Raw genomic sequence first — 25088 nt, 5'->3', positions numbered from 1 at the left:
CCGTGGTGCGCCTCAGCCCTGTGCTGCCCCTCAGGCCCCGTCCGGGCGCACCGACCGCGTGACCGTGAACTTCGGGTTCTGCAGGACCATCGTGGTCGGCCCGACGACGCGACCGAGCGCGCTCTTGTGCCGCAGGTGCGAGTTGTAGACGGTCCACAGCTCGCCGCCGGGCCGGAGCACGCGCGCGGCTGCGGCGAACATGCGGTGCGCGGCGTCGGTCTCGAGCGTGGTGCCCTCGTGGAACGGCGGGTTGCACACCACGAGGTCGGCCGAGGCGTCGGGGAGGGTCGAGAGCGCGTCGTCCCGCAGGCCCGTGACACGGTCGCCGACGCCGTTGGCCCCTGCGGTGGCGAGCGTCGAGGCGACGGCTGCGGCCGACTGGTCGGAGGCGACGACCCGCAGCCCGGGGCGCGACCGGGCGAGCACGGTCGCGAGCACGCCCGTCCCGCAGCCGAGGTCGACGGCGTCCCGGGCCTCGGGTGCGGCCTGGTCGAGGACGCCGAGGAGGGTCCTGGTCCCGATGTCGAGGCGGGTCCCGGCGAACACCCCGCCGTGCGCGACGACGGTGAGGTCGAGCTCGTCCAGCCGTGCGGTCCGCGGGAAGGTCGGCTCGGTGGTGCGCGCGGCGTCGAGGGGGCGGCGGGCGACGAGCGCCCGCGCCTTGTGGCGTCCGAGCGTCGCGTGGACCTCGCCGAAGGACCGCAGCAGCACCTCGTTCATGGTCCGGGTCATGTGCTTGACCGGGGCACCGGCGTAGACGACCACGTCGTCGGGCGCCCACCGTGCGACCGCCTGGGCAGTCTCCTCGAGGGCGTCGAGGCTCTTGGGCAGGCGCAGCAGCACCACACGGGCGTCGCGGAGCAGGTCAGGTCCGAGCCCGGCGTGCACGGTGACACGGTCGCATGCACCGGCGTCGGCGAGGGCTGCCTGGAGCGAACGCTCGGAGGTCACCCGGTCTTGGGCGGAGCGGACGCGGGGAGCGGGTACCGGCGTCGGCCCGCTGCTCTCCGGCGCGCGCTCCTCGAGCCCCGCGAGCACCCCGAGCACGAGCGCCCCCGAGCGGTCGTCGAGCACCACGACGTCGTCGTGCCTCTCGCGACTCTCGCGCCCTTCGTGCGCCGCGTGCGCCTCGCGCAGGTCGTCGGCGGCCTCGTGGAGGAGCAGCCTGTCGGTGCCGTCGGGCGTCGGCTCGTGCGGGTCGGGGGAGGCGGGCATGGCACCAGTCTCCCCGAGCGGCGCGGGTCCCGGGAGCGCCGCCAACCACGCATATGTGGTCGTGACGGACGCTGACCTGCGTCCCGGAGCCCGGAAACTTCACCGTTTTCAGCGTTGAGAGGAACCGAAACCCTCGAAATGGCGTCATGGAGCCAGAAGATTCCCTAGTGTTGTCCACGAAGACCTGCCGCAAGGCTGGCACAGTACGTCTCGTGCCGTGCAGCGACCGCTGCACGGGCAGACTGACGAAGGGATCCGCATGTCGCTCAACCGCACCGACCTCGTCTCGGCGATCGCTGGCAAGTCTGGTCTGACCAAGACCGACGCCGACGCTGCTCTCTCGGCTCTCCAGGAGGTCCTCGTCGAGTCCCTCTCCGCCGGCGAGGCTGTCAAGGTCACCGGCCTGCTCTCCGTCGAGCGCGTCGAGCGTGCCGCTCGCACGGGCCGCAACCCCCGCACCGGCGAGGAGATCTCGATCCCCGCTGGCTTCGGCGTGAAGATCTCGGCTGGCAGCCTCCTCAAGAAGGCCGTCTCCACCAAGTGATCTCCCCTGCGGTCTCGCTCTCTCGAGCCTGACCGTCGGCACGAGGCCCGGCGCCGAGGACACCTCCTCGGCACCGGGCCTCTGCCGTGCCCGGGTGCCCGGGCACGGGATGAGCACCAGCACCAGCTCAGCACCAGCACCGCACCGGCCCGGCTCCTGCACGACCCCGAACGCCCCTGAGAGGCAGCACCGCGTGACCCGCTCGCGTCCCGTCCCCGAGAAGTACGTCACCGTGGTGGCCTCCGTCGCGACCCTCGGCGGTCTGCTGTTCGGCTACGACACCGGGGTGATCTCGGGTGCGCTGCTCTTCATGTCGGACGACCTCGGGCTGACGCCCTTCACCGAGGGCCTGGTCACGAGCTCGCTCCTCGTCGGCGCCGCGATGGGTGCGCTGCTCGGTGGGCGTCTCGCCGACGCCTACGGCCGCCGCCGGACCCTCATGGGCCTCGCGGTCGTGTTCCTGCTCGGGTCGCTCGGCACCGCCCTGGCCCCCGACGTGGCGACCATGGTCGCCTTCCGGGTGGTCCTGGGGCTCGCCGTCGGCGGCGCGTCCTCGACCGTCCCGGTGTACATCGCGGAGATGTCACCGGCGCACCGTCGTGGACGGCTGGTCACGCAGAACGACCTCATGATCGTCACGGGCCAGCTGCTCGCCTACATCTCCAACGCCGGGATCGACGCCGTGTGGGGCGGCCACGGTACGTGGCGGTGGATGCTCGCGATCGCGTCCGTGCCGGCCGTCGCGCTGTGGTTCGGGATGATGCTCGTCCCCGAGAGCCCGCGCTGGTACGCGTCGAAGGGGCGGTTCGGCGAGGCCCTCGACGTGCTCCGGCGGGTCCGGGCCGCGGGCGACGTCGACGCGGAGATGGCGCAGATCCGGGAGACCGCGGCGGCCGACACGAGTGCCGGCTCGCTGCGGGACCTCGCGGTGCCCTGGGTGCGACGCCTCGTCCTGCTCGGCATGCTGCTCGCCGTGGTCCAGCAGATCACCGGCGTGAACACGATCATGTACTACGCCCCGACGATCCTGCGCGAGACCGGCCTCGGCGACAGCGCCGCCCTGACGGCGACCATCGCCAACGGCGTGGTGTCGGTGCTGGCGACGATCGTCGGGATGGTGCTGCTCGGCAAGGCGCGACGGCGGCGGATGCTGCTCGTGGGTCAGGTGGGCATCACGGCGTCGCTCGCCCTGGTGGGGCTGTCCTTCGCGCTGTTCTTCCACGAGACCGACGGCGGCCTGGTCGGGAGCTTCCCGGGCGCGAGCTACGTGGTGCTGTTCTTCATGCTGACCTTCCTGTGCTTCCAGCAGGGGTCGATCTCGCCGGTCACGTGGCTCATGCTGTCCGAGATCTTCCCCATGAAGCTCCGTGGCATCGGGCTGGGGCTCGCGGCCTTCGCGAACTGGACCATCAACGTCGGGGTGACGCTCGTGTTCCCCGTGCTGCTGGCGGGGATCGGCGGGACGTGGACCTTCGCGCTCTTCGCCTGCGTGAACCTCGCGATGATCGTCCCGGCGCTGCGCTACGTCCCCGAGACCCGGGGGCGCACCCTCGAGCAGCTCGAGCAGCAGTTCCGCGGCGCGGAGCAGCCGAGGTCGTAGCGCGCCTGCGACGTGCCCGCAGCGTGCCGCAGCCGTCGCGCACGGCGGCGTGCCAGCAGCCCCGCTCGTGACGGTGCTGTGAGAGATCCTGTGGCAGGTCCCGGTCTGCTCGTCGGTCTGAGAAGATCGTCCGGTGACTCGACCTGAGAACGATTCCCGGCAGCGCGGGGCGCACAGCACGCACGAGGGGCACGACGGGCACGGCGCGCACCACCACGCGCAGCCCGACGCCCCGACCGCAGACGACCGCTGCGAGCACTGCGGCCGCCACGGCGACGCAGGGGCGCCGGCCGGCACCGCGGCAGGCTCGACGACCACGGCTCCGTCCGGCGACGTCCTCGTGCACGGCCACGGTCACGGCCCGGCGCCGAAGGCGTCGCGCCGGGTGCGGACGATCCTCGCGGCGTTCCTCGTCCCGATCCTGCTGCTGACGGTCGTCGGGCTCGTGCTGCTGTGGCCGCACGGCGCCCCCGAGCGCGGCACCATCGACACGACGGCCGACACCGCCGGCAAGCTCTACGGCGTCGTCACGGGCGAGCCGGTCGACAACCTCGTGCCGGTGACCCTCGACGACACCGGCGAGCAGATCCAGGTGATGTTCCCGCCGGACTACCTGGCCCTCGGGGTGGACGTCGGCTCGACGCTCAAGATCCTGCACATCCCGCAGGCGGCGGCGTCGGGCAGCGAGTACGTGTTCATGGACTACACCCGTGACCTGCCCATCGGGCTGCTCACCGTGGCGTACCTGGTCGTGGTGCTCGCGGTCGCCGGGTGGCGGGGCCTCGCGTCGGTCGGAGGGCTCGTCATCTCCTTCGTGGTGGTGGTGACCTTCACGCTGCCCGCCCTGCTGGTGGGGACCAACCCGGTGGGCGTCGCGCTCATCACCTCGGCGGTGGTCATGTTCGTGGTCCTCTACCTGGCGCACGGCTTCACGGCGAGGACCTCGGCGGCGCTGCTGGGGACCATCATCGGCCTCGTCATCACGACGGGGCTGGCCGGGTGGGCCGTCGACGCCGCGAACATCTTCGGGCTGTCCGACGAGTACGCCCTCGCCCTGCCCGCCTACGCCCCCGACGTCGACATCCGCGGGATCGCGGTCTGCGGCATCGTGCTCGCCGGTCTCGGTGTGCTCAACGACGTGACCATCACCCAGGCGTCGTCGGTGTGGGAGCTGCGGGCCGTGAGCCCCACCATGAACCGCCGTGACCTGTTCCTGCGCGGCATGCGCATCGGCCGGGACCACATCGCCTCGACCGTCTACACCATCGCCTTCGCGTACCTCGGCGCGGCGCTGCCGATGCTGCTCATGGTCTCGCTCATCGACATGGGCCTCGGCGAGACCCTCACCTCGGGCGAGATCGCCCACGAGGTGGTCCGCACGCTCGTCGGCTCCATCGGCCTGGTCCTCGCCATCCCGATCACCACCGGCATCGCGGCCCTGGCCGTCGGCGGCCACGACTCCCTCGGCCCGGTGCCGGGGACCCACACCTCGGAGCCCGTGGCGCCCGGGGCGACGCCCACGTCGACCGGCACGCGACCCGCGCTCCCGACGCGTGCCGCGTTGCGTGGGGCTCGCAAGGGTCGCTGATGCTCCCCGCGGTCGCTCCTACAGATCACCCTTGCGCTGCAGGTACCGCATGGCGACCCACCCGATGGGGATGCGCGCCCAGTACGTGACCACGCGGAACAGCGCGACGGCCGGGGTCGCGATGGACGCGGGCACCCCGGCGGTGGCCGTCAGACCGGTGATGAGCGCGAACTCGATGGCGCCGAGCCCGCCGGGCGTCGGGACGAGCGCACCGGCGGTGTTGCCGACGAGGTAGACGACGGCCACGTCGACGAGCGCGACGTCCTGCCCGAAGGCGGCCAGGGCCGCGTCGAAGGCGAGGACGTAGCCCATGGTCATGACGATGTTCCCGGCGAAGCCGAGGGCGATGCGCCACGGCTGGCCGAGCATCTCGGACAGGCGCGGCCACACCTGGCGGTACATGGGCTCGAGCTTGGAGATCACCCAGCGGCGCACCCACGGGACCATGAACGCCGAGGCGACCACGAGCGCGGCGATCGCGAAGGCGGCGAGCATGGTGGTGGACGGGAGGGAGCGGAGCACGCCGCCGTCGCCGGTGGCGACGGACAGCCCGACGAGCAGCAGGACCGTGACCACGAACTGCGACACCTGGACGAGGGCGACGGTCGCGAGGGCGAGCGAGGTGCTGACGCCGCGCTTGGTGAGCATCCGCAGGTTGAGGGCCGCCGGGCCGAGCCCGGCCGGGGCGGCGAGCGCCACGAAGGAGGCGGCGGCCTGCACGGCCGTCGCGCGGAACACCGACAGCCTCACCGGGGCGAAGGCGACGAAGGTGACGGCGCTGCCCACCCAGGTGACGACGCCGAGCGCGAAGGCCACGAGGGCCCACCACGGCTGGGCGTCGAGGAGCGCCTCCTTGATCTCCTCGAAGTTGATGGTCGTGAGCACCACGAACACGGCGACGACCGACAGCACCAGCGTGATGATGGTCCGGGCGCCGAACCGCACGAGGCTCACCGGCTGGACGTCGGCCTCGGGGAGCCGGTCCACGAAGGCCTGACGGAGGTCGGTGATGACCTCCTTGTGCTTGCGGACCTCTTCACGGGTGCTCGTGGGCAGCGCGACCACCTGGAGCAGGGGGCCGAGTGCCTCGATGTCGGTGTCGGAGAGCACCTCGGCGGCAGAGGCCATGGCCCGCTCGGCGCCGACCCGCAGAGCCAGGAGCGCGATGAGCTGGGTGAGGTCCATGCGGCGGGCGAGGGTGGACGACGCGACGTCGCCGGACTCCCAGCCGGTGAGCCACACCTCGGGCTCGCCGGACTCGGAGGAGCCGAGCAGCAGCACGTCGGCGGTGAGCTGGCGGTGGGCCAGGCCGGCGGCGTGCGCGATCTCGAGCTGGCGCCAGGCGTCGCGCAGCACCTTGTCGGTGATCTTCTCGGTCGGGACGTCGCGCAGCGGCATGGTGCCCACCGCGTGCTCCTGGATGAGCAGCATCGAGTCGTCGGCCTCGGCCAGGCCGAGCAGGCGCGGGGACCGGACGCCGGCCGACTGCGCGGCGTAGGCGAGCAGCGCGGCGCGCTCGGCCACGGCGCGCAGCGAGATGGCCGAGCGTCCGTCGATGCCGCGCAGCCGCAGGGAGCGCCACAGGCGGGTGAGCACGCCGATGACCTGCCGGTCGCCGTCGAGGACGACGACGTCGAGGCGCGGCCCGCCGTCCTGGCTGAGCGCGTAGACGCGGTTGTCGGAGTAGCGGGTGATCGCCACCGACGACGGACCGGGGGCGAGCTCGGTGCCCTCGGCGAGGGCACGGGCCGAGGCCTCCTCGTCGGAGACGCGGTCGTAGGCGTCGACGGGCTCGTCGTCGTCGGCGACGTCGCGGACCCGGATGAGCGCGGTGGGCTCGAACCCGGCGCGGCGGACGCCGTCGAGGAGGTCCTGCCCGTAGGCGCGCTCGCTGCGCACACCCGACACGTAGCGGACGAGCATCCCTGCGAGGCGCCCCAGCAGCAGCGCGAAGAGGACGCCGGACAGGGAGACCTGGCCGGTGACGAGCACGACGGTGAGGGAGACCCACAGCAGGTTCCACGACAGCCGCACGGTGCGTCGTCGCATGCGGGGGCCGGAGGCGGTGAGGAGCCCGCCGACGCCGGCGATGAACCCGGGGATCGTCAGGGTGTAGACCCCGCGGATCGGCACGGACATGCCGATCTGCAGCTCGTCGGAGCCCCAGGTGGCGATGGCCCAGGTGGCGAGGGCCGCGAGGGTGAGGCCGGTGACGAGCGCGGCGATGCACTCGACCACCTGCCGCCCCTGGCGCCGGATGGCGATCTCGGTGAGGACGGCGACGGGCACCCCGAGCATGATGAGCGCCTCGAGGAGCGCCACCGGGACGAACAGCACCTGGGCGAGGACCGAGCCGAAGTTCTGGACGTCGGCCTGCACGCCCTCCGTCGTGGCGTGCGCGTAGACCGCGAGGACGAGGACGAGGATCGCGCCGACGCCGGCCACGACGACGTTGACGAGGTCGCGGGGCTGCCGGACCCGGACCATCGGGGTGTCGACCACGAGGACGGGTGCGAGGGTGTCGTCGTGCTCTGCGTCGGTCCCTGGCGCTCCGGGAAGCGTCGGGGTGGCGCTGGTCTCGGCGTAGAAGGACCCGACGTCGTGCACCGCGCGGTGCTGCTGTGACTCGGGTGGCATGACTGCGAGTCTATGGCTGCCGGGCCGCGGCGCACCGTGAATGACACCCTGTGGTCGCCCGCAGGTGGTAGTGGCCTTGCGCACGCCCCTCGCCCAGCCCCGCGTTGCCTGAGCGAGGTGGGCCCTGCGGTCCTACGATGACGGCAGACGTCGCGCCGGGGTTCCCCGGGCGCGCACGACGCCCCGCTGAGCGGGCGTCGACGACACGACCGGCGGGGTGCACGATGGCTCGGACCACAGGCAAGAAGCAGGCAGCGGTGAGCGGACCGTCCGACGGTGCGCACGGACCGCAGGGCATCGAGCTGCGCAAGGCCCGCGGGCTGTGGATGATGCCGCTGGTGCGCGGTCTCCTGCTCATCCTGCTGGGCCTGCTGCTCATGGTGCAGCCGCTCGGCACCCTCGACCGCCTCATCATGCTGTTCGCGGTGTTCCTCGTGCTCGACGGCGTGGTCGCGGCGGTCCAGGGGCTCGTGAACCGGGACCAGATCGGGTGGCGCTGGTGGTTGGTCCAGGGTGCGGTCGACGTGGTCTTCGCCGTGATCATCCTCGTGTGGCCGGGCGCGACGGCGCTCGTGCTCTTCTACCTGCTCGTCGTGTGGACCCTCGTCCTGGGTGTCGCGGCGATCGCCGGGTCGGTCGCGCTGGTCCGCAACCGTGACCTCGGCTGGCCGTGGCTGCTGACCATCGGTCTGCTGTCCACGCTGTTCGGCTTCTTGCTCGTGACCCGCTCGCAGGACGGCGCCGCGGCGCTCGAGCTCGTGACGGTGGTGTTCGGCATCTACGCCTTCGTCAGCGGCGCCGTGCACGTGGTGTCGGTGTTCGCGATCCGCTCGGTGGCGCAGGAGATCGACCGCGCCCTCACCGGCCAGAGCCTCGTGGTCGACGCGATGGCCGCCCGCCAGGTCGCGGCCCGCGAGGCCGCCGAGGAGCGCGCCCAGGCCCGTGCGACGGCGACCGCCGAGAAGAAGGCGGAGAAGAAGGCCGCCAAGGAGGCCGGGCGCGGCGACGGCGACGCACCGCGGGCGGCGCGCGACACGAAGGTCATCCACCTGCCCGACGAGTCGCACGACTCGCACCCTGCTGGTGGGAGCAGCACGCGTGACGAGGGGGCGGCCCGAGACCGTGCTCACGTCGACGAGGAGCGTGTCTACGACGACGAGCTCGCGGCGACGGGCTTCCCGGACAGCCCCGGGGTCGTCTCCGCGCCGCCCGCGGTCGTCCCCGACGAGGAGCGGTCCGGCAGGGTCCCGGCGCGCACGGACCGGGCACAGCCGGTGAGCAGCACGACCCCCAGCCCTGCCAGCCCAACCAGCCCTTCCAGCACTCCCAGCACCGACAGCTCGAAGGTACCGGCGAGCGCCCCCTACGACGTCGAGGCAGACGCGGCGACCGCCGCCGAGGCTGACGCTGCCGCCGGTCCCCACGAGACCTCGGCATCGCAGTCTCCGCCCGAGGGTGGACCCGCTCCACGCACCTGACGGCCGCTCAGGGCGTCGACAGGGCAGCGACCGCTCGGCTCGACGAACGCTCGGCTCAGGGACTGCTCAGCTCAGCTCAAGACTGCTCAGCGCAGCGGCCCCTCCGCCGCTGCTCTGGAGCCCGTCCCGGTCGTCGTGACGAGCGGGCTGCTGCTCGGGACGAGGGTGACCCGCATGCGGGGACGGCCGGCGTCGTCGTCGACGAGGCGCACGTCGACCAGGCGCGTCGTGTCAGGCAGCTCCCCGACGCCGAGGTCCGTGGCGCCCACGCCGCCCTGGGACGTCCACTCCGGGGTGACGTGGCTGATGATCTCGTCGACCAGGCCGGCACGGAGGAACTCGGCGGCGAGCGCCGTGCCGCCCGAGAGCAGGACGTGCCGCCCCCCGAGGTCGTAGATCGCCGCCAGCGTGAGCGCGGGGTCGCGGGTCGCGAAGTGCAGGGTCCGTCCCGGCCCGTCGAAGATCGGGAGCCCGGGGTCGAGCTCTCGCGTCCCCACCACCACGCGCAGGGGCTGTCGCGCCGCCGGGTGGCCGTCCGGGCCGAGCGCCGCGAGGGACACGTCGTGGGCCAGTACCGCCCAGGTGCTCACCACGAGGGTGTCGACCTGGGCGCGCAGCCGGTCGAGGTCCGGGTTGGGGCCGCCGGCCGAGCCGCCGCCCTCGACGACCCACGTGACCAGCGGGCGTCCGGCCTGGACACCGAAGGTCCAGGCCCTGTTGAGGGACAGCGCCTCGTCGGCGGCCGCGGCGCTCGCGGCGACCACCTCGACGCCCGCGCCCCGGAGCAGCGCTGCTCCGCCGGACGTCCCAGGGTCCGGGTCCAGGTGAGCGACGACCACGCGTCGGACGCCGGCGTCGACGAGCGCCTGGGCGCACGGACCGTGGGGGAGGGGCGACGGCCCGGTGGCGCGCGCGTCGCCCCCCAGACAGCACGGCTCCAGCGTGACGACCGCGGTCGCGCCCTGCGCACGGTGCCCGGCCTCGGCGAGCGCCTGGGCGGTGGCGTGCACCCGGGCGACACGGTCGGTGCGGGCCTCCCCGAGCACGGTGCCGTCGGCCCCGAGGAGGACGCACCCACCGCGCGGTCCCAGGCTCGCCGCGAGCCTGTCCTCGCGAGCCAGCTCGAGGGCACGGCTCATCGCGGCGTCCTCGAGGTGCCGTCGGAACGGTCGGGTGGCCCGGGTGTCGCTGGGCTCGGCAGGCATGGTTCTCTCTCCGGACGTGCGAGGGGTGCTGGCGTCGTCCTGGCCGGTGCGGCGCCGGTGACGCACCTGTGGGCCGCGGCGTGGGGCTGCCGTCGTCGACCACAATGGTCAGGACCATCGTCCGATCGACCGATCTGGTCGGTCCATGAGGGGTCAGCGCCTCGCTCACCCCCTGATCCCGGGGTGACGTGCGCCACGCGGCGGGGTCCGTGGCGGGGGGCGGACCTGCACCGATGCCTCGCCAGGCCCTCGCCTCTCACCGTGCGAGCCCGGCGTGCGCCCGTAGACTCGTCCGATGCCACGCAGGACGACGACGGAGACGACCGAGGGCATCATCGACAAGGCTGCCGGGCTGCTCGCGGCCCTCGGCCCGCGGGACCTGTCGGTCCAGGTCGTCGCCGACGCGACCTCCCTCGCGAAGTCGTCGATCCTCTACCACTTCGGCTCCCGGCAGGAGCTCCTCGACGCCGCCGTACGGCAGTGCGTGCGCGACGCGGTCGCGCTGCGGGAGACCCCGGGCGACGACCGGGCGCGCCTGCGGGCGCTCGCCGAGCTCGCGCTGCGGCGGCCGGGCTGGATGCGCCTCGTCATCGCCGGCGTCACCAACCTGCAGGGCACGGTGGTCGGGGACGAGCTCCGCCCGGGCATCGCGGCGCTCTACGGATTGTTCGGCGTCGACGTGTCCGACCCGCTCGCCGACGCCGACCGGGCCATCAGGGTCACGGGTGCGCTCGGTGCGCTCGCGATCTACGTCGCCGACGTGCCGCCGTTCCTGCCGCACGAGGTCCGCCTGCAGGCCGTCGAGGAGGTCTGCTCAGGGATCCTCGCCGCCGGGTCGGGGCGCGACAGCAGGCTCTGAGAGGGGCTCGGTCTGGCTGAGCGGGTCCGGGGCTGGTCGGACCTGCACGGCCTCCGCCGAGATGCTGAGCCGCTGACGCGCTGGGGTCAGCGGAACCCGAGGGCGCTCCGCCACGCGTCGGGCAGGAAGGCGTACCCGACGAAGGCGACGACGTCGAGGACGGTGTGCGCGACCACCAGCGGCATCACGCGCCTGCGGCCCCAGCGCGACTGGTAGAACCAGGCGAAGACGACGCCCATCACCACGTTCCCGATGAACGGCCCGATGCCCTGGTAGAGGTGGTACGAACCGCGGACCAGCGCGCTCGTGACGATGATCTTCACGGTGCCCCAGCGCAGGTCTCCGAGACGCTCGGTGAGGTAGGCGACCACGATGACCTCTTCGAGGAGGCCGTTCTTCAGCGCGGCGAGCACGAGGACCGGCACGGCCCACCAGGTCGAGTCGAGGTTGGCGGCCTGCACCTCGACGGTGATGCCCAGGGCGCGGCCGGCGGCGTACAGGGCGAGCCCCGGGATGCCGATCACGGCGGCGAGGCCGACGCCGATGCCGAGGTCGCGCACGGGGCTCGCGAGGTCGAGGCCGATGCGGCGCAGCGCGCCCTTCCCGCGGGCCGACAGCAGGTAGAGCGCGAGGGCGACCGGCACCAGCGCGAAGCCGAGCGAGAGGACCTGGTACGTGAGGTCGAGGTAGGGGCGCACCGACTGGCTCGAGTTGAGCGCGGTCGACTGGTCGCGCAGCGGCGTGGTGTCGGTCAGCCGCGCGACGATGTCCACGATCGCGTACACGCCGGACTTGCCGAGGCTGAGCCCGAGCAGGATCCAGATCTCGACGCCGATGCGTCGGCGCTCGTGCCGGGTGAGCGGGTCGAGCTGGTCGGTCACGGCGGCGTCGGTCATGGACCGGTTATAGCACCGGGTCCTGCTGCCCGCCTGCGTCCTGCCTGCGACCGGGCTGGTTCAGTCCCGGTTCTCGCGCCGCTTCGACAGGACCATGAGGACGGTCCCGGCCGCCAGCCCGAGCCCGCCGCCGACGATGATCCCCGGCCAGGGGAGACCGTCGGGCTCGCCGTCGTCGGTCCCGGGTGCGGGTGACGGGGCAGGGGTGGTCGCGGCTGCCACGGACGCGGCGGCAGGCGTACTCGTGATCGCGCTCGTGGTCGCCAGCGCCGCGGTGCTCGACTGTGCCGCGGTGCTCGACGTGGCGCCTGCGACGAGGAGGGCTCCGGCGACGAGCGTCGTGAGCAGGGTTCGGCGGGTGCGGCGGAGGTCTGGCATCGGGCAAGCGTATCGGGACTGCAGGTCTTGCCACCGCGGTCGCCAGGTGCCAGACTGGCAAAGTAGTTTGAAACGCAAACCTAATTCACCGCTGCCGCACCACCACCCCGTCTCCGCCCGACACCTCACCGAGGGGCCACCACCATGACCGACGAACGCACGTCCGCCGAGGCTGCACCCGACCCGGCCGAGGGGCTGCGCATCATCGCGGCCCAGGCTGCTCGCGTCCGTGCCCGCGAGGCGGACAGCCGGATCGTCTTCGCCCTCTGGGGCGCCGCGTGGCTCGTCGGCTACCTGCCGCTCTACCTCACCGCCTCCGGCAGGCTCGGCACCCCGAACGTCGTCGAGGGCATCGACATCCCCGCGCCCTGGGCCTTCGTCGTCTTCGGCAGCTCGATCCTGGCCGCGATGGCCGGCACCATCGTCTACACGATGCGCGCCTCGGCGGGCATCCGCGGCATGAGCACGTCGACCGGCGTGATGTTCGGGTGGAGCTGGTGCATCGCCTTCGTCGGCATGGGGCTCGTCCTCGGCGGGCTCGGGCGCGCCGGAGCCAGCACCGAGATCATGCTGCTCGCCTCCAACGCCATGGCCTGCCTCATCGTCGGCATCCTCTACCTGGGGTGCGGCGCCTTCACCAACGACCGCCCGCTCTACGTGATCGGAGTCTGGGTGATCCTCGTCGCGGCCGTCGCCGCCTCGGTCGGCATCCCCGGGACCTACCTGGTCATGGCGGTGCTGGGCGGCGGCGGGTTCCTCGTCGGCGTGCTCGTCGAGCACCTGCGGCGCGGGCGACCGACCGATCCGTCGCGCACCGCCCACCCGTCCCGTGCGGCGCTGTGATGGGGGACGCCGAGCTCGACCCCGTCATCCACGCCCAGGCCCGCCTGCGCGTGGTCGCGACCCTCGCCGCGCTCGGTCCCGGCGACCGCATCTCCTTCCCCCGGCTGCAGGACACGCTCGACATGACCGCCGGGAACCTCTCGACCCACCTGCGCAAGCTCGAGGACGCGGAGTACGTCGCGATCCTCAAGACCCACGAGGGCCGCAAGCCCGCCAGCTACGTCGAGCTCACCTCCCGCGGACGGCTCGCCTTCGAGACCTACACCGCGTCCCTGACCGCACTCCTGCGAGGAACCGCACCATGAGCACAGCAGGTCCTGCCCCGATCATCTCCGTCGCCGGCGTCACGAGACGCTTCGGGCCCGTGGTCGCCCTCGACGACGTGTCCCTCGACATCGCCCCCGGCGAGCTCGTCGGGATCCTCGGCCCCAACGGCGCCGGCAAGTCGACGCTGCTGTCGCTGGTCTCCGGCCAGCGCAAGCCCGACTCCGGGACGGTGCGGCTCTGCGGGCTCGACCCCCGTGACGCCGCCGCCCGCACCACGCTCGGCCTCACCCCGCAGGAGACCGGCCTCCCTGCGACCCTCAAGGTCCGGGAGGTCGTCGACTACATCGGAGGCCACTACCCCGACGCCGTGCCGACCGCTGAGCTGCTCGAGCAGTTCGGCCTGTCCGAGCTGGCCGGGCGGCAGACCGGCGGGATGTCCGGCGGGCAGAAGCGCCGGCTCGCCGTCGCGCTCGCGCTCGTCGGCCGCCCCTCGGTGATCCTGCTCGACGAGCCCACCACCGGCCTCGACGTCGGCGCTCGTCAGGTGCTGTGGCAGGCGATCCGGGACTACCACTCGAGCGGCGGGACCGTGCTGCTCACCAGCCACTACCTCGAGGAGGTCCAGGCGCTCGCGGAGCGCGTGGTCGTCGTCGACGAGGGCGTGGTCCGTGCCGACGACACGATGGACGCGATCCTCGAGCGGGTCGGGGTCCGTCGTGTCGTGCTGCACAGCGCCGCGCTGGGCGGGGTCGACGACGTCGTCGCCCGGTTCCCCCAGGTGACCCGCGTGCAGGTGACCGGCGACAGGTTCGAGCTGTTCTCGCCCGACGCCGACGGGTTCGTCCGCGAGCTCGTGAGCAGCGGGATCGACTTCCACGGGCTCGAGGTGCGCGGCGCGACCCTCGAGGAGGCCTTCGAGCAGATGGTCGCGCACGAGCCCAGCACGTCCGACCGAGGAGACCAGCGATGACCGCCACCCAGCCCCGTCCGCTGTCGACGGCGCACCTGACCCGGCTGCACCTCAAGTACCAGTTCCTCGAGACGGTCCGGGTGCCGATGGCCGTCCTCGGGAACCTCCTGTTCCCGGCGCTCGCGATGTTCTTCTTCGTGGTGCCGCAGCCCGCCGTCGCGGACGACCCTGTCGCCTCGACCATGGCGGTGGCGTCGCTCGGCCTGTTCGCGATCTGCTCGGCGAGCCTGTTCGCGCACGGCCTGGGGGTCGCGGAGGACCGGTCCCTGCCCTTCGACCCGTTCCTGCGGTCCATGCCCGCCGGCCCGACCCCGCGGATGATCGCCCGGGTCCTCAACGGCGGCGTCTTCTCGTTGTTCGGCCTCGTCCCGCTGATCGTCATCGGGTGGCTCTTCACGGCCGCCACGGTGAGCTGGTCCCAGCTGCTGCTCGGCGTGGGTGTGCTGCTCGTCGTGTCGGTGCCCTTCGTGCTGCTCGGGATGGGCATCGGGTACTCCCTGCCCGTCAAGGCCGCGGTGCCCGTCGTGCAGCTGGTCCTGTTCCCGCTGGCCTTCGCCGGGGGTCTGTTCATGCCGCCGCAGTTCTTCCCCGACTGGCTGGCGACCCTCTCGCAGGCGACCCCGACCCGCGCGGGCCGTGACCTGCTGGTCGGCGCGCTCACCGGCGAGGACGTCTACGCGGGCGCGTGGCCGGTGCTCCTCGGCTGGACCGTGGCCTTCGCGGCGCTGACCGTCTGGGCCTACCGCCGCGACGAGGGCCGCCGCTTCCGTTGAGCGGGGCCCTCGTCTCACCGGTGCCTGCAGCGAGGTGTGCTCCTCTCACCCCGCCCGGCGGAGGCGGAGGGAGTTGCCGACCACGATCACCGAGCTCGCGGCCATCGCGGCGCCGGCGATCATGGGGTTGAGCAGGCCGAGGGCTGCGAGGGGGATCGCGGCGACGTTGTAGGCGAAGGCCCAGAAGAGGTTCTGCTTGATGATCCGCAGGGTCGTCCGGGACAGCCGGATCGCGGTCGCGGCGCTGCGCAGGTCGCCGCGGACCAGCGTGATGTCGCTGGCCTCGATCGCGACGTCGGTCCCCGTGCCCATGGCGAGCCCGAGGTCCGCGCCGGCCAGGGCCGCCGCGTCGTTGACGCCGTCGCCGACCATCGCGACGACGCGCCCCTCGGCGCGCAGCCGGGCCACGACCTCGGCCTTCTCGGACGGCACCACCTGGGCGATCACGTCGTCGGCGGCGATCCCCACCTGCTCGGCGGCGACCCGGGCGGCGCCGGGGTTGTCGCCGGTGAGCAGGATCGGCCGCAGCCCGAGGGCCGTGAGCTCGGCGACCGCCTGCGCGGACGTCTCCTTCACGGGGTCGCGGAGCACGACGACCCCGCGGGCCGCGCCGTCCCACGCCGCCACGACGGCGGTGGCACCGGTCTGCTCCGCCTCGTGGACGGCGTCGCGCAGCGGCTGCTGCTCCTCGCCGTCGACCGTCACGCCCTGCTCGGCCAGCCAGGAGAGCCGCCCGACGAGCACGCGCGTGGCCAGGCTGACGCCCGAGTGCGCCGTGCGCACGACGCCCGACACCCCGCCGCCGGCCGCGCTGACGAAGTCGAGCACCTGGTCCGACCCGACGACGACGCCGTCCCCGCCGACAGCGACGTCGGCGACGACAGCGACATCAGCATCGTGGCTCTGGCTCTGAGCCTGGGTCTGCGCCGCTGCCGCGATGGCCTGGGCGATGGGGTGCTCGCTGAGGGCCTCGACGGCACCGGCCAGCCGCAGCGTGCGCTCGTCGCCGACGACGCCCTCGACGACCATGCGTCCCTGGGTGACGGTCCCGGTCTTGTCGAGGACCACGGTGTCGACGCGGCGGGTGGACTCGAGGATCTCCGGGCCCTTGATGAGCACCCCGAGCTGCGCTCCCCGCCCGGTGCCGACCAGCAGGGCGGTCGGGGTGGCGAGGCCGAGGGCGCAGGGGCAGGCGATGATGAGCACCGCGACCGCGGCGGTGAAGGCGGACTGCGCGGAGTCGCCCCAGACCGTCCAGGCGGCGAAGGTCGCGACGGCGATGACGAAGACGACGGGCACGAACACCGCGGAGATGCGGTCGGCCAGCCGCTGCACGGGGGCCTTGCCGGTCTGCGCTGCCGACACGAGGCGGCCGATCTGCGCGAGGGTGGTCTCCTCGCCGACGCGCGTCGCCCGGACCACGAGGTTTCCGGAGGTGCTCACGGTGGCGCCGGTGACCGGGTCGCCGGGGGTGACGTCGACGGGGACGGGCTCGCCGGTGAGGAGCGAGGCGTCGATCGCGCTCGAGCCCTCGACCACGACACCGTCGGTCGCGACCTTCTCGCCGGGGCGCACGACGAACAGGTCGTCGACGCGCAGCGCGTCGACAGGGACGCGCTGCTCCACGCGGCGGCCGGCGTCGTCGGAGGTGAGGACGGCGACGTCCTTGGCGCCCAGGGCGAGGAGCGACCGGAGCGCGTCCCCTGCGCGACGGCGCGACCGGTGCTCGGCGTAGCGTCCGGCGAGCAGGAAGGTGGTGACGACGGCGGCGACCTCGAAGTACAGCTCGGGTCCGCTCATGGCGGCGTGCTCGGCGGCGGGGAAGAGGGCCGGCGACATGCGCATGCCGATCTCTCCGGCGCCGCCGAAGAGCAGCGCCCACAGCGACCAGGCGGTCGCGGCGACCACGCCGGTCGAGACCAGGGTGTCCATGGTCGACGCCCCGTGGCGTGCGGCGCGCACGGCCGCGCGGTGGAACGGCCAGGCGCCCCACGTGACCACGGGGAGCGCGAGCGCCGTGACGACCCACTGCCACCCGTCGACCTGGAGTGCCGGGATCATCGAGAGCAGCACGACGGGGACGGTGAGGACTCCCGAGACGACCAGCCGGCGGCGCAGGTCGCTGCCGCGGTCGGGCGTCGGCGCGGAGGTGTCCTCGCCGTCGACCATGACGTGGCCCTCGGCCATCGAGTGCCCGGACAGCGCCATCTCGGGGTCGTCGTGCTGGTGGTCGTGACCGCCTGGGTGGTGAGACTCGGAGGTGTGCTCTGCGGGTCCGGTCGTGCCACCCGCAGCGTTCGTGCCGCTTCCCAGCTGCCGGCGTCCCGTCACCCGCGCGTCGTACCCGGCCTTGGCGACCGCCTCGACGAGCGCGCTCTCGTCGACGTCCTGGCTGAGCACCACGTGCGCCGACTCGAGGGGCAGGTTGACGGTGGCCTCGACGCCCTCGATCCGGTTGAGGCGCTTCTCGACCCGTGCCACGCAGGACGCGCAGGTCATGCCGGACACCGCGAGGTCGAGCTCGGCGACGGCGAGACCACTTCGCGGTGCGAGCGGGCTCTGCGGGTGCTCGGACGTCGGGTCGGTCATGTCGGCTCCTCGGGTGCGGCGGTGTCGGTTCTCCCTCCACCATACCCCTAGGGGGTATATCTGCCGAGTGAGGTGCAGCACTCCGGTCGCGGGACGGCGCAGCAGCACGGCGACCGGCCCGCCCCTCGAGAGGACGGACCCGTCGCCGTGCTGTCTCGGTGCGCCCCGAGAGGCCTGCGCGCCTCAGCGGCGCGCGCCCGCCCGTCTGCGGACCGCGAGCGTGCCGACCCCGACGACCACGAGGAACGCTGCCACGGCGAGCGGTGCTGCCGGGTCACCACCCGTGACCGGTAGGCCACCGCCACCCGAGCCCGGGGCCCCCGGCCCGCCCGGGCCGCCCGGCGGCGTCGTTCCCGGGGCCGGGCTGGTCGGGCTGCCGGTCGTGGGAGGTGCCGTCGGGTCGGTGGGCTCGTCGGTCGGGTCGACCGTGGTCGGCGGATCCGTGGGCTCGGCCGTCGTCGGCTCGGGCGTGGGCTCGGGGGTGACCACCGCGAGCAGCACGAAGTCTTGGTCGGTGATCACGTCACCGGCCGGCGTGATCGTGACGGTCAGCGTGGTCGCCCCCTCGACCGTGAAGCCCTCCGGGGCGGTGATGGTGACCGTGTACTCGCCCGGCGGGAGCCCGTCGGCCGCGTAGCCACCGGACGCGTCGGTCGTCACGGTGGCGGCCCCGTCAGGGCCCTCGACGAGCAGCTCGACCCCGGCGACCGGTGTCCCGTCGTCGGTGGTGACCTGCCCGCTGACCGCTCCGAGCAGCGCGAGCGTGAAGTCGACGCCCGTCACGTCGGTGGCGCCGATGGTCTCCTCGCGCGTCGCGGGCCCGACGACGACGTACCCGGCCGGGGGCTCGACCGTCACGGTCCACGCTCCCGGGGCGAGGTCACCGAAGGTGTAGGTGCCGTCGGTCGCGGTGAGCGTCTGGACCGTCTCCCCGCCGGGGCCGGTGGCCGTGACGACGGCGCCCGGCACCGGCCCGCCCGGGGCGGTGACCGCTCCTGCCAGGGACACCGTGGCCGCGGGCTGCAGCACGAAGTCCTTGTCGGTCACGGGGACCTCGGAGCCGGGCGGGATCAGCGCGGGGGTCGGCGAGGTGAGCACCGTGTAGCCGTCGGGAGTCGTGACGGACAGCACGTGCTCGCCCTCGGGCACGGTGTCGAAGAGGTAGCTGCCGTCGGACCGGGTGAGGACGGAGAGCGGTCCGTCCGGGGTCGTGATGGTGACGGTGACCCCGCCGAGCGGGAGACCGGTGTCGTCGCGCACGGTGCCGCTGACCGCGGCGGGCACGATGTCGCGGACCGCGAAGTCCACGGCCGTCGCGTCGGTCGTCGAGAGGTCCGCCGGGAGGCGGACCGGTGTGGTCGCGATCTTCCCGTCCGGCGGGGTCACCTCGACCTGGTACCCGGCGGTCGCCGTGTAGCCCTCGAAGGAGTACGAACCGTCGGCTGCGGACGTCGTCGTCGCGAGCACCTGGCCCTGCGGGCCGACGAGGGTGAGGGTCGTGCCCTCCAGCGGGCCCTCGGCGCCGGGGGTGACGTCGGTGACGACGCCGCTCACGTCACGGGCGAGGGCGGCGAACCACGTCTGGTAGACGGGGAAGCCGGCGCGGCGCGTGAAGGTGAGGGTGAGCGACGAGACCTGCTCGGTGGGCTCGAACCACCCGGCGGCTCCCGAGGTGTCGATCGCCGCGACGTTGCCGGTGAGTGTCCGGGTCGTCGCGTCCCACGACGGGACGTCGTCGGCGGCCCCTGTGCACGAGGGCTTCCCGGTCAGGCCCGGGGCGCAGTAGTTGAACCCACCGCGGAACCCGAGCTCGTCCGCCGTCAGCAGGCGGCCGGAGGTGCCGGTCGCGGAGACCTGGACCTGGTCGGCGTCGATGTCGCCGAGCACGAAGGTCCACCCGCTCGCCGGGGTCGGGGTGTCGAAGGTGTAGGTGGTGGTCGACGCCCCGGTCGGGGAGTCGACCCGCGGGCGGAGGTTGAGGTACTCCTGGTTCCGGCTGCTGCCGTACTTCTGGCCGACCGGGGTGCCAGCGCTGAGCCAGTTGTTCTCGCCCGAGATCACGGCGACGCCCCCGCCGCGCGAGTCCGAGGTCATCGTCGCTCCGGGGAAGCCCCCTGCGAGCGGCGCGATCGAGGTCGTCCAGGCGCCGGCGCCGCCTGAGAGCGGCTCCCAGTCGGCCCACCCGGTCGTCGTCGCGGCGGTAGCAGGGGCGAGCAGCCCGCCGCCGAGTGCGAGCGCTGCGGCGGAGAGGACAGCGACGACCCGCAGCGGCCGGCGGACGGACCGTGGTCGGCGCGGGCGGCCTGGTGCGCGACCAGGCGTGCGGTGGGGGTCGGGCGTGCGGTCGGTCGGGTGGTGCGGGGCCATGTGCGTTCCTCCGGCAGGCGTCGTCGCCGTCCGGGCGTGGAGGCCACGTCCTGGCGATCCGTCGGTCAGGGGCCCGCGCGAACGTGAGACCTCGCGCGCACTCCTCCCGGAGACCATGCTTGGCGACTGTGACCCAGGTCGCATCTCGAGGGGGTGTCGGACGACGACGGGCCCGCCCCGGAGAGGACGGACCCGTCGTCGTGCGCGCTGCAGCTGTCGGTGCGCCAGGCCTGGATCAGGCCTCGCCGTCCCGGTAGAACTCCTCGCGCTGCTGGTGCTGCTCCTTGCTCTGCGTCGCGAGGCCCTCGGCGTCGACGTCGACCGTCTCGGTCTCGTAGCCGGCCTCGGTGACGGCGGCGCGCAGAGCGGCCTCGTCGAGGGGCTCGTGGGACAGGATCGTCACCTCGGAGACGCCCCCGTTGCGCAGCTCGACGCTGATGCGCTCGACGCCCTCGACGTGCTCGAGCTCTTCGGTGACGGACGAGACGCAGTGGCTGCAGGTCATCCCGGGGACTCCGAGCGTGGTGATCGTGGGCATGATGGCTCCTTCGTGGGGTCGGGTCGGTGCTGTGTGGTGGGTGCTGACTGGTGGGTCTGCTGGTCGGCCTGCGGGCAGGGCCGCAGGCCAGCGGGTGCGGCTCAGCTCCGGACGAGCCGGGCGATCGCGTCGGCGGCCTCGCGGACCTTCGCCTGGCCCTCCTCCTCGGAGGACTGGGCGGCGTGGACGACGCAGTGGCTGAGGTGGTCCTCGACGAGACCGATGCTCACGGCCTGGAGCGCCTTGGTGACGGCGGAGATCTGGGTGAGGACGTCGATGCAGTAGGTGTCGTCCTCGACCATGCGCGCGATGCCCCGGACCTGTCCCTCGATCCGGCGCAGCCTCTTGAGGTACTCGTCGGTCGTGCCGCTGTATCCGGGCATGGGTGCTCCTCGGTGCGTGGTGGTCTCGCGTGGTGCTGGTCTTCACGGTACCCCCGGTGGGTATCGCGCGTCCTGCGGTCCGGCCTCCAGGGCCATCTGGTGCCTGCCGACACCCGCCGAGACCTGCGGGCCCCCGCCAGCACCGTCCGGTCACCCGCTGGTCACCTGCCGGGGGTAGCGTTCGACGCGTGAAGACCCTCAAGGCCTACTTCGGCCTGTCCGACGACGGTACCCGGGTCGGGACCACCACCTCGATCGGCATCTCGCTCGCCCTGTCGCTGCTCGTGAGCGTCGGCCTGCGCTACCTGATCCCCGGTGCGAGCCCGGTGATCCGCCTCGTGCTGTGGTTCGTGGTGATGCTCGTGCTGTTCCGCTGGGCTGCCGCGAACGCACAGAAGCAGCGCGGCGGAGGTCGCGACCGCGGCTGACGCTGCTGTCCGCGCACCGTCGGGGGTCGGGCTCGCCACCGGCGGCGCGCCGACGACGCACCGGTGACTCACCCGCGACTCACCCCGTGGTGCGAGGGCTCGCCGGTCCGACCTGGGAGGACGCGCCCAGATACCACCCGGCACGTGGCTGGCGGGACGGGGCCCGGTGGGTCACGATGGGCTGCAGGGCACCGTGGTCCTGGCGCCCGTCCCTGTGGCCTAGGAGCTCACGATGCCCGAGACGATCCTCCCCACCTTCTCCTCTCTCGCGCGCCACGTCTGGCACTGGACGGTGGTCCGCGGGGTCCTCGCGATCATCTTCGGCGTGGTCGCGCTCGTCGCCCCGATCTCGACGGCGGTCTCTCTCGCCGTCGTCGTCGCGGTGTTCGCCGTCGTCGACGGCATCTTCGAGATCGTCGACGGGATCCGGCACCGGGGCGCCGGTGGCGCCGGGCTGCGCATCCTCCAGGGTGCGCTCACCCTGGCCTTCGGCGTGGTCCTCGTCGTCTGGCCCTCCATCACGGCGCTCGCGATCGTCTGGACGATCGGGCTGTGGGCGGTCGTCGTCGGGATCATCCAGGTGGTCGTCGCGCTGTCCCTGCGGAAGGTGGAGCGCAGCGGCTGGGGCTGGGGCGTGGTCTCCGGCCTGGTGTCGGTGATCTTCGGCGTCCTGCTCCTGGCCCGCCCGGGTGCCGGTCTGGTGTCGATCATCTGGGTCCTGGGTGTCTACGCGATCATGCTCGGCGTGCTGCTGGTCGGCTTCGGCCTGCAGGTCCGGCGCCTCGGCAAGGAGGCCGGGGCGGTCGCCGGCGAGACGCGCGACGAGCACGGCGCGCGCGACACCACCTCGGCTCCGCATCCCGACCGCTCCGCGGCGCACCTCGCGCCCGAGAGCACGGCGACCGCGTCGGCCTCCGAGCGTGCTGCCGACCACGTCCCGAGCCACCTCGCGGCACCGTCCGAGCCCGAGCCCACGAAGCCTGACGCCCCCGCCTGAGGGTCTCGACCTCAGCTCAGGCGAGGGCTGTGACCTGCTCCATGAGCCCTGCGCTGCGGGCCTCGAACAGCCGTGACCCGGTGCGCACGCCGACCACCAGCAGTGTGGTGCCGAGCGCCACGCCGACCACGAGCGTCGCCCAGCCGAGAGCGGCGCTCCCGGTGACCACGGCCGCGATGCCGAGCGCGACGTGCGGGAGGCAGAGCACGGAGAGCACGAGCGCCCCGCCGGTCTGGATGGCCATGGTCGACATGGTCGAGCCCTGGGGCGTCGCGAAGGCACCCTCGCCGTGCTTCGGCACGGGGTACACGAACCGGGCCGAGACGACGCTCGAGACGCCGAGTCCCGTGAGGTAGGTCCCGGCGGTGACGCCGGCGACGGCGGGCAGGGTGTCCCAGCGGTCGAGGTACCAGGTGGCTCCGAGCAGGTAGACGACCATCACGGGCACGGCGAGGACGGACACGGCGATCGCGCGCCCGAGGCGGTCGGCCCTGCCGTGGACGCCCGAGACGACGTGCATCCAGAACGCGGTGCTGTCGTACGAGACGTCGGCGGAGATGGCCCATCCCATGGAGAAGGCGGTGAGGGGAGCGAGCAGCAGCAGCACCCACCAGCCCTGGTCGCTGAGGCTGGCCCAGATCCCGAGCCCCAGGGGGAAGAACGGCAGGACGACGAGCGTCCCCAGGTAGCGCGGGTCGCGTCGCCAGTAGGTGAGGCAGCGTGCCGCGACGGCCCCGGTCGGCGTCCCGGAGAAGCGCGCGAAGTGCCCGAGCCCGCTGAGCCGTCGTGACGTGGCCTGCGCGGCGGAGCCGGTGAGGGTGCGCTCGAGAGCCCACCGCCAGAGGGCGACGAGCGCGACGAGGGTCGCGACGGCGACGACGGTCCGGCCGAGCGCGACGAGCGGCTGTCCGGCGACGACCGCGGACGGGACTCCCCACGCAGCACCGAAGGGCGTCCACGCGAGGACGTCGGCGACGGCGTCGAGGGAGCCCTCGGACATGGAGCTGGCGCCGTCGGCCGCGGCGTCGACCAGCCGGTTGCCGAAGAGGATCGCGAGCCCGACGACGGCGGCTCCGAGGAGCCCGGAGACCTCGCGGAACCGGCGCGTGGCCCGCAGCGGGGCGACCGCGGTGGTCAGTGCGCGGGACCCCACGACGCAGGTGGCGACGGCCAGCACGACCGCCCCGACGGCCACGAGGAGCGCGAGCGGGGAGCTGCGCCAGACGACCAGGCTGCTGAACGAGGCGATGGTCGTGACGATCCCGGGGATCCCGACGACGCCCGCGGCGGCGAGCCCGAGGAGCAGGTCGCGCCGGTGGATGGGCAGCAGCGCGAGCTTGCGGGGGTCGAGCGAGGAGTCGACACCGAAGGTCACCAGCGGCAGCAGCCACCACCCGAGGACGGCCACGGACCCGCCGGCGACGACCACCGCCTGGGCAGTCGAGGCGTCGTCGATGCTCAGCACGAAGAGCCCGCCGACCATGACGAGCAGGATCGACGCGCCGTAGAGTGCGGCTAAGGCGAAGCCGACGATCTGCCAGGCGGAGCGCTTGAGGAGGTTGCCGAGGAGGGTGAGGCGGAGCCTCACGAGCTGCGCAACCACGACAGCCCCTCTCCGCTGGTCTGGCCGCCGGCGAGCTCGACGAACCGCTCCTCGAGGGACCGCCCGGCGCGGACCTCGTCGACGGTCCCGGCGGCGCGGACCTGTCCGTCGACGACCACGGCGACGTGGTCGCACATCCGCTGGACCAGGTCCATGACGTGCGACGACACGATGACGGTGCCGCCGCTCGCGACGTAGTCGGACAGGATGGCGCGGATGTGGCTCGCGGAGACGGGGTCGACCGCCTCGAAGGGCTCGTCGAGGACGAGCACCCGCGGGGCGTGGACGAGTGCGGCGGCGAGCGTGATCTTCTTGGTCATGCCGGCCGAGTAGTCGACGACGAGCGTGTCGGCGGCCTCGCGCAGGTCGAGGACCGCGAGGAGGTCGGCGGTGCGGCTCGCGACGGTCTCGCGGTCCATGCCGCGCAGGAGGCCGGCGTAGGTGACGAGCTGGGTGCCGGTGAGCCGGTCGAAGATCGCCATGCCGTCGGGCAGGACGCCGAGCAGCCGCTTGGCCTCGAAGGGGTCGGCCCACATGTCGACGCCGCAGACGGTCGCGGTGCCGGCGTCGGGGCGCAGGAGGCCGGTGGCCATGGAGAGCAGCGTCGTCTTGCCTGCGCCGTTGGGCCCGACGAGCCCGTAGAACGACCCGGTGGGGATGTCGAGGGAGATCCCGGCGACGGCCACCTTGTGCCCGAAGGTCTTGGTCAGCCCGCGCAGCGAGAGGGCGGGCGGGCCGGAGGCGTAGGTGGGTCGCGGTGCGAGGGCCGGTTCAGGTCCGAGGTCCGGCGCAGGAGGGCCTGGCGGCGGCGTCGGACCTGAGGTGGGTCGCGGTGCGATCGGGTCCTGAGGCTCGGTCGGCGAGGTCATGCGACCAACCTAGCGGCTGGTGGGGAGCCGCTCACCTGCGCAGGCGGCTCCCCGTGACCGC

At 73.2% G+C, this 25088-nt stretch carries 22 protein-coding genes; 11 read left to right on the top strand and 11 right to left on the bottom strand.

The genetic code is table 11. The features are described 5' to 3' along the window. Positions 1–30: 30 nt before the first annotated feature. Positions 31–1215 carry a class I SAM-dependent methyltransferase gene (locus SKED_RS17840; RefSeq protein WP_012868584.1) on the bottom strand — a complete coding sequence of 395 codons (1185 nt, stop codon included), beginning with the start codon at positions 1213–1215 and terminating at the stop codon, positions 31–33. 259 nt (positions 1216–1474) lie between these two features. Here SKED_RS17840 and SKED_RS17835 point away from each other — a divergent pair, with 259 nt between their 5' ends. The 3 genes from SKED_RS17835 (at position 1475) to SKED_RS17825 (ending at position 4947) form a co-directional block, all read left to right on the top strand. Beyond that, positions 1475–1759, top strand: a complete 285-nt coding sequence (locus SKED_RS17835; protein ID WP_012868583.1) for an HU family DNA-binding protein — start codon at positions 1475–1477, stop codon at positions 1757–1759. A 193-nt stretch (positions 1760–1952) separates the two neighbouring features. Continuing rightward, the gene (locus tag SKED_RS17830) at positions 1953–3359 is read left to right on the top strand and encodes a sugar porter family MFS transporter (RefSeq protein ID WP_012868582.1); all 1407 of its coding nucleotides are present in this window, start codon (positions 1953–1955) and stop codon (positions 3357–3359) included. Positions 3360–3492: 133 nt separating this feature from the next. Continuing rightward, positions 3493–4947, top strand: a complete 1455-nt coding sequence (locus SKED_RS17825; protein WP_012868581.1) for a YibE/F family protein — start codon at positions 3493–3495, stop codon at positions 4945–4947. 18 nt (positions 4948–4965) lie between these two features. Here SKED_RS17825 and SKED_RS17820 read toward each other — a convergent pair whose 3' ends face one another. Next, positions 4966–7584: a lysylphosphatidylglycerol synthase transmembrane domain-containing protein gene (locus SKED_RS17820; RefSeq protein ID WP_012868580.1), complete on the bottom strand. Its 2619-nt coding sequence runs from the start codon at positions 7582–7584 to the stop codon at positions 4966–4968. Positions 7585–7808: 224 nt separating this feature from the next. Between SKED_RS17820 and SKED_RS19300 the strand changes: the two genes are divergently transcribed. Then, positions 7809–9062, top strand: coding sequence for an HdeD family acid-resistance protein (locus SKED_RS19300; RefSeq protein WP_012868579.1), 1254 nt, complete (start codon positions 7809–7811; stop codon positions 9060–9062). 86 nt (positions 9063–9148) lie between these two features. Here the strand turns inward: SKED_RS19300 and SKED_RS17805 are convergent, their stop codons facing one another. Further along, a complete protein-coding gene (locus tag SKED_RS17805) occupies positions 9149–10267 on the bottom strand; it encodes a dihydrofolate reductase family protein (RefSeq protein ID WP_012868578.1) in 1119 nt (372 codons plus the stop codon). A gap of 295 nt (positions 10268–10562) precedes the next feature. On the opposite strand from SKED_RS17805, the gene SKED_RS19295 reads away from it, so the two are divergent. After that, complete coding sequence (locus SKED_RS19295; RefSeq protein ID WP_012868577.1) at positions 10563–11126, top strand: TetR/AcrR family transcriptional regulator; 564 nt, start codon at positions 10563–10565, stop codon at positions 11124–11126. A gap of 86 nt (positions 11127–11212) precedes the next feature. On the opposite strand, the gene SKED_RS17795 is transcribed toward SKED_RS19295, so the two are convergent. Both SKED_RS17795 and SKED_RS17790 read right to left on the bottom strand, forming a co-directional pair. Further along, a complete protein-coding gene (locus SKED_RS17795) occupies positions 11213–12022 on the bottom strand; it encodes a CPBP family intramembrane glutamic endopeptidase (RefSeq protein ID WP_012868576.1) in 810 nt (269 codons plus the stop codon). A gap of 60 nt (positions 12023–12082) precedes the next feature. Further along, complete coding sequence (locus SKED_RS17790; RefSeq protein WP_012868575.1) at positions 12083–12400, bottom strand: hypothetical protein; 318 nt, start codon at positions 12398–12400, stop codon at positions 12083–12085. Between the two features lie 144 nt (positions 12401–12544). Between SKED_RS17790 and SKED_RS17785 the strand changes: the two genes are divergently transcribed. From SKED_RS17785 to SKED_RS17770, 4 genes are read left to right on the top strand one after another with little or no spacing between them, the layout of a single operon-like run. Beyond that, positions 12545–13243 (top strand): hypothetical protein, encoded by a 699-nt coding sequence (locus SKED_RS17785; protein ID WP_012868574.1) that lies wholly within the window; start codon positions 12545–12547, stop codon positions 13241–13243. Further along, on the top strand, positions 13243–13548 hold the full coding sequence (locus SKED_RS17780; RefSeq protein ID WP_012868573.1) for a transcriptional regulator: 306 nt from the start codon (positions 13243–13245) through the stop codon (positions 13546–13548). Before SKED_RS17785 ends, SKED_RS17780 begins: the two co-directional genes overlap by 1 nt. Continuing rightward, positions 13545–14480, top strand: a complete 936-nt coding sequence (locus tag SKED_RS17775; RefSeq protein ID WP_012868572.1) for an ABC transporter ATP-binding protein — start codon at positions 13545–13547, stop codon at positions 14478–14480. The genes SKED_RS17780 and SKED_RS17775 overlap by 4 nt, the downstream gene beginning before the upstream one ends. After that, entirely contained in the window at positions 14477–15253 is a 777-nt protein-coding gene (locus SKED_RS17770) for an ABC transporter permease (RefSeq protein ID WP_012868571.1), read from the top strand. Before SKED_RS17775 ends, SKED_RS17770 begins: the two co-directional genes overlap by 4 nt. Positions 15254–15298: 45 nt before the next feature. On the opposite strand, the gene SKED_RS17765 is transcribed toward SKED_RS17770, so the two are convergent. The 4 genes from SKED_RS17765 to SKED_RS17750 all read right to left on the bottom strand — a co-directional run bounded on the left by SKED_RS17765 (position 15299) and on the right by SKED_RS17750 (position 21130). Beyond that, on the bottom strand, positions 15299–17842 hold the full coding sequence (locus SKED_RS17765) for a heavy metal translocating P-type ATPase (protein ID WP_012868570.1): 2544 nt from the start codon (positions 17840–17842) through the stop codon (positions 15299–15301). Between the two features lie 183 nt (positions 17843–18025). After that, complete coding sequence (locus SKED_RS17760; RefSeq protein ID WP_012868569.1) at positions 18026–20209, bottom strand: MSCRAMM family protein; 2184 nt, start codon at positions 20207–20209, stop codon at positions 18026–18028. A 235-nt stretch (positions 20210–20444) separates the two neighbouring features. Beyond that, positions 20445–20747 (bottom strand): heavy-metal-associated domain-containing protein, encoded by a 303-nt coding sequence (locus SKED_RS17755; protein WP_012868568.1) that lies wholly within the window; start codon positions 20745–20747, stop codon positions 20445–20447. A gap of 101 nt (positions 20748–20848) precedes the next feature. Next, entirely contained in the window at positions 20849–21130 is a 282-nt protein-coding gene (locus SKED_RS17750) for a metal-sensitive transcriptional regulator (protein WP_012868567.1), read from the bottom strand. Between the two features lie 188 nt (positions 21131–21318). Here SKED_RS17750 and SKED_RS17745 point away from each other — a divergent pair, with 188 nt between their 5' ends. Together SKED_RS17745 and SKED_RS17740 are read left to right on the top strand one after the other, a co-directional pair. Continuing rightward, on the top strand, positions 21319–21558 hold the full coding sequence (locus SKED_RS17745; protein WP_012868566.1) for a hypothetical protein: 240 nt from the start codon (positions 21319–21321) through the stop codon (positions 21556–21558). Between the two features lie 232 nt (positions 21559–21790). Continuing rightward, positions 21791–22555 (top strand): HdeD family acid-resistance protein, encoded by a 765-nt coding sequence (locus tag SKED_RS17740; protein WP_012868565.1) that lies wholly within the window; start codon positions 21791–21793, stop codon positions 22553–22555. Positions 22556–22571: 16 nt separating this feature from the next. Here the strand turns inward: SKED_RS17740 and SKED_RS17735 are convergent, their stop codons facing one another. After that, positions 22572–24158: a hypothetical protein gene (locus SKED_RS17735; RefSeq protein ID WP_012868564.1), complete on the bottom strand. Its 1587-nt coding sequence runs from the start codon at positions 24156–24158 to the stop codon at positions 22572–22574. Further along, entirely contained in the window at positions 24140–25027 is an 888-nt protein-coding gene (locus SKED_RS17730; RefSeq protein ID WP_012868563.1) for an ABC transporter ATP-binding protein, read from the bottom strand. The genes SKED_RS17735 and SKED_RS17730 overlap by 19 nt, the downstream gene beginning before the upstream one ends. Positions 25028–25088: the final 61 nt, after the last annotated feature.

The sequence above is a fragment of the Sanguibacter keddieii DSM 10542 genome, assembly GCF_000024925.1.
Taxonomy (GTDB): domain Bacteria; phylum Actinomycetota; class Actinomycetes; order Actinomycetales; family Cellulomonadaceae; genus Sanguibacter; species Sanguibacter keddieii.
The sequence above is the reverse complement of the archived record's forward strand: the minus strand, read 5'-3'. Positions and strand labels throughout refer to the sequence as shown.

Bases quoted from the DNA above. Each gene is read 5' to 3' on its own strand.
- SKED_RS17840 (WP_012868584.1), bottom strand. From the start codon at position 1,215: ATGCCCGCCTCCCCCGACCCGCACGAGCCGACGCCCGACGGCACCGAC.
- SKED_RS17835 (WP_012868583.1), top strand. From the start codon at position 1,475: ATGTCGCTCAACCGCACCGACCTCGTCTCGGCGATCGCTGGCAAGTCT.
- SKED_RS17820 (WP_012868580.1), bottom strand. From the start codon at position 7,584: ATGCCACCCGAGTCACAGCAGCACCGCGCGGTGCACGACGTCGGGTCC.
- SKED_RS19300 (WP_012868579.1), top strand. From the start codon at position 7,809: ATGGCTCGGACCACAGGCAAGAAGCAGGCAGCGGTGAGCGGACCGTCC.
- SKED_RS17805 (WP_012868578.1), bottom strand. From the start codon at position 10,267: ATGCCTGCCGAGCCCAGCGACACCCGGGCCACCCGACCGTTCCGACGG.
- SKED_RS19295 (WP_012868577.1), top strand. From the start codon at position 10,563: ATGCCACGCAGGACGACGACGGAGACGACCGAGGGCATCATCGACAAG.
- SKED_RS17795 (WP_012868576.1), bottom strand. From the start codon at position 12,022: ATGACCGACGCCGCCGTGACCGACCAGCTCGACCCGCTCACCCGGCAC.
- SKED_RS17790 (WP_012868575.1), bottom strand. From the start codon at position 12,400: ATGCCAGACCTCCGCCGCACCCGCCGAACCCTGCTCACGACGCTCGTC.
- SKED_RS17785 (WP_012868574.1), top strand. From the start codon at position 12,545: ATGACCGACGAACGCACGTCCGCCGAGGCTGCACCCGACCCGGCCGAG.
- SKED_RS17780 (WP_012868573.1), top strand. From the start codon at position 13,243: ATGGGGGACGCCGAGCTCGACCCCGTCATCCACGCCCAGGCCCGCCTG.
- SKED_RS17775 (WP_012868572.1), top strand. From the start codon at position 13,545: ATGAGCACAGCAGGTCCTGCCCCGATCATCTCCGTCGCCGGCGTCACG.
- SKED_RS17770 (WP_012868571.1), top strand. From the start codon at position 14,477: ATGACCGCCACCCAGCCCCGTCCGCTGTCGACGGCGCACCTGACCCGG.
- SKED_RS17765 (WP_012868570.1), bottom strand. From the start codon at position 17,842: ATGACCGACCCGACGTCCGAGCACCCGCAGAGCCCGCTCGCACCGCGA.
- SKED_RS17760 (WP_012868569.1), bottom strand. From the start codon at position 20,209: ATGGCCCCGCACCACCCGACCGACCGCACGCCCGACCCCCACCGCACG.
- SKED_RS17755 (WP_012868568.1), bottom strand. From the start codon at position 20,747: ATGCCCACGATCACCACGCTCGGAGTCCCCGGGATGACCTGCAGCCAC.
- SKED_RS17750 (WP_012868567.1), bottom strand. From the start codon at position 21,130: ATGCCCGGATACAGCGGCACGACCGACGAGTACCTCAAGAGGCTGCGC.
- SKED_RS17740 (WP_012868565.1), top strand. From the start codon at position 21,791: ATGCCCGAGACGATCCTCCCCACCTTCTCCTCTCTCGCGCGCCACGTC.
- SKED_RS17730 (WP_012868563.1), bottom strand. From the start codon at position 25,027: ATGACCTCGCCGACCGAGCCTCAGGACCCGATCGCACCGCGACCCACC.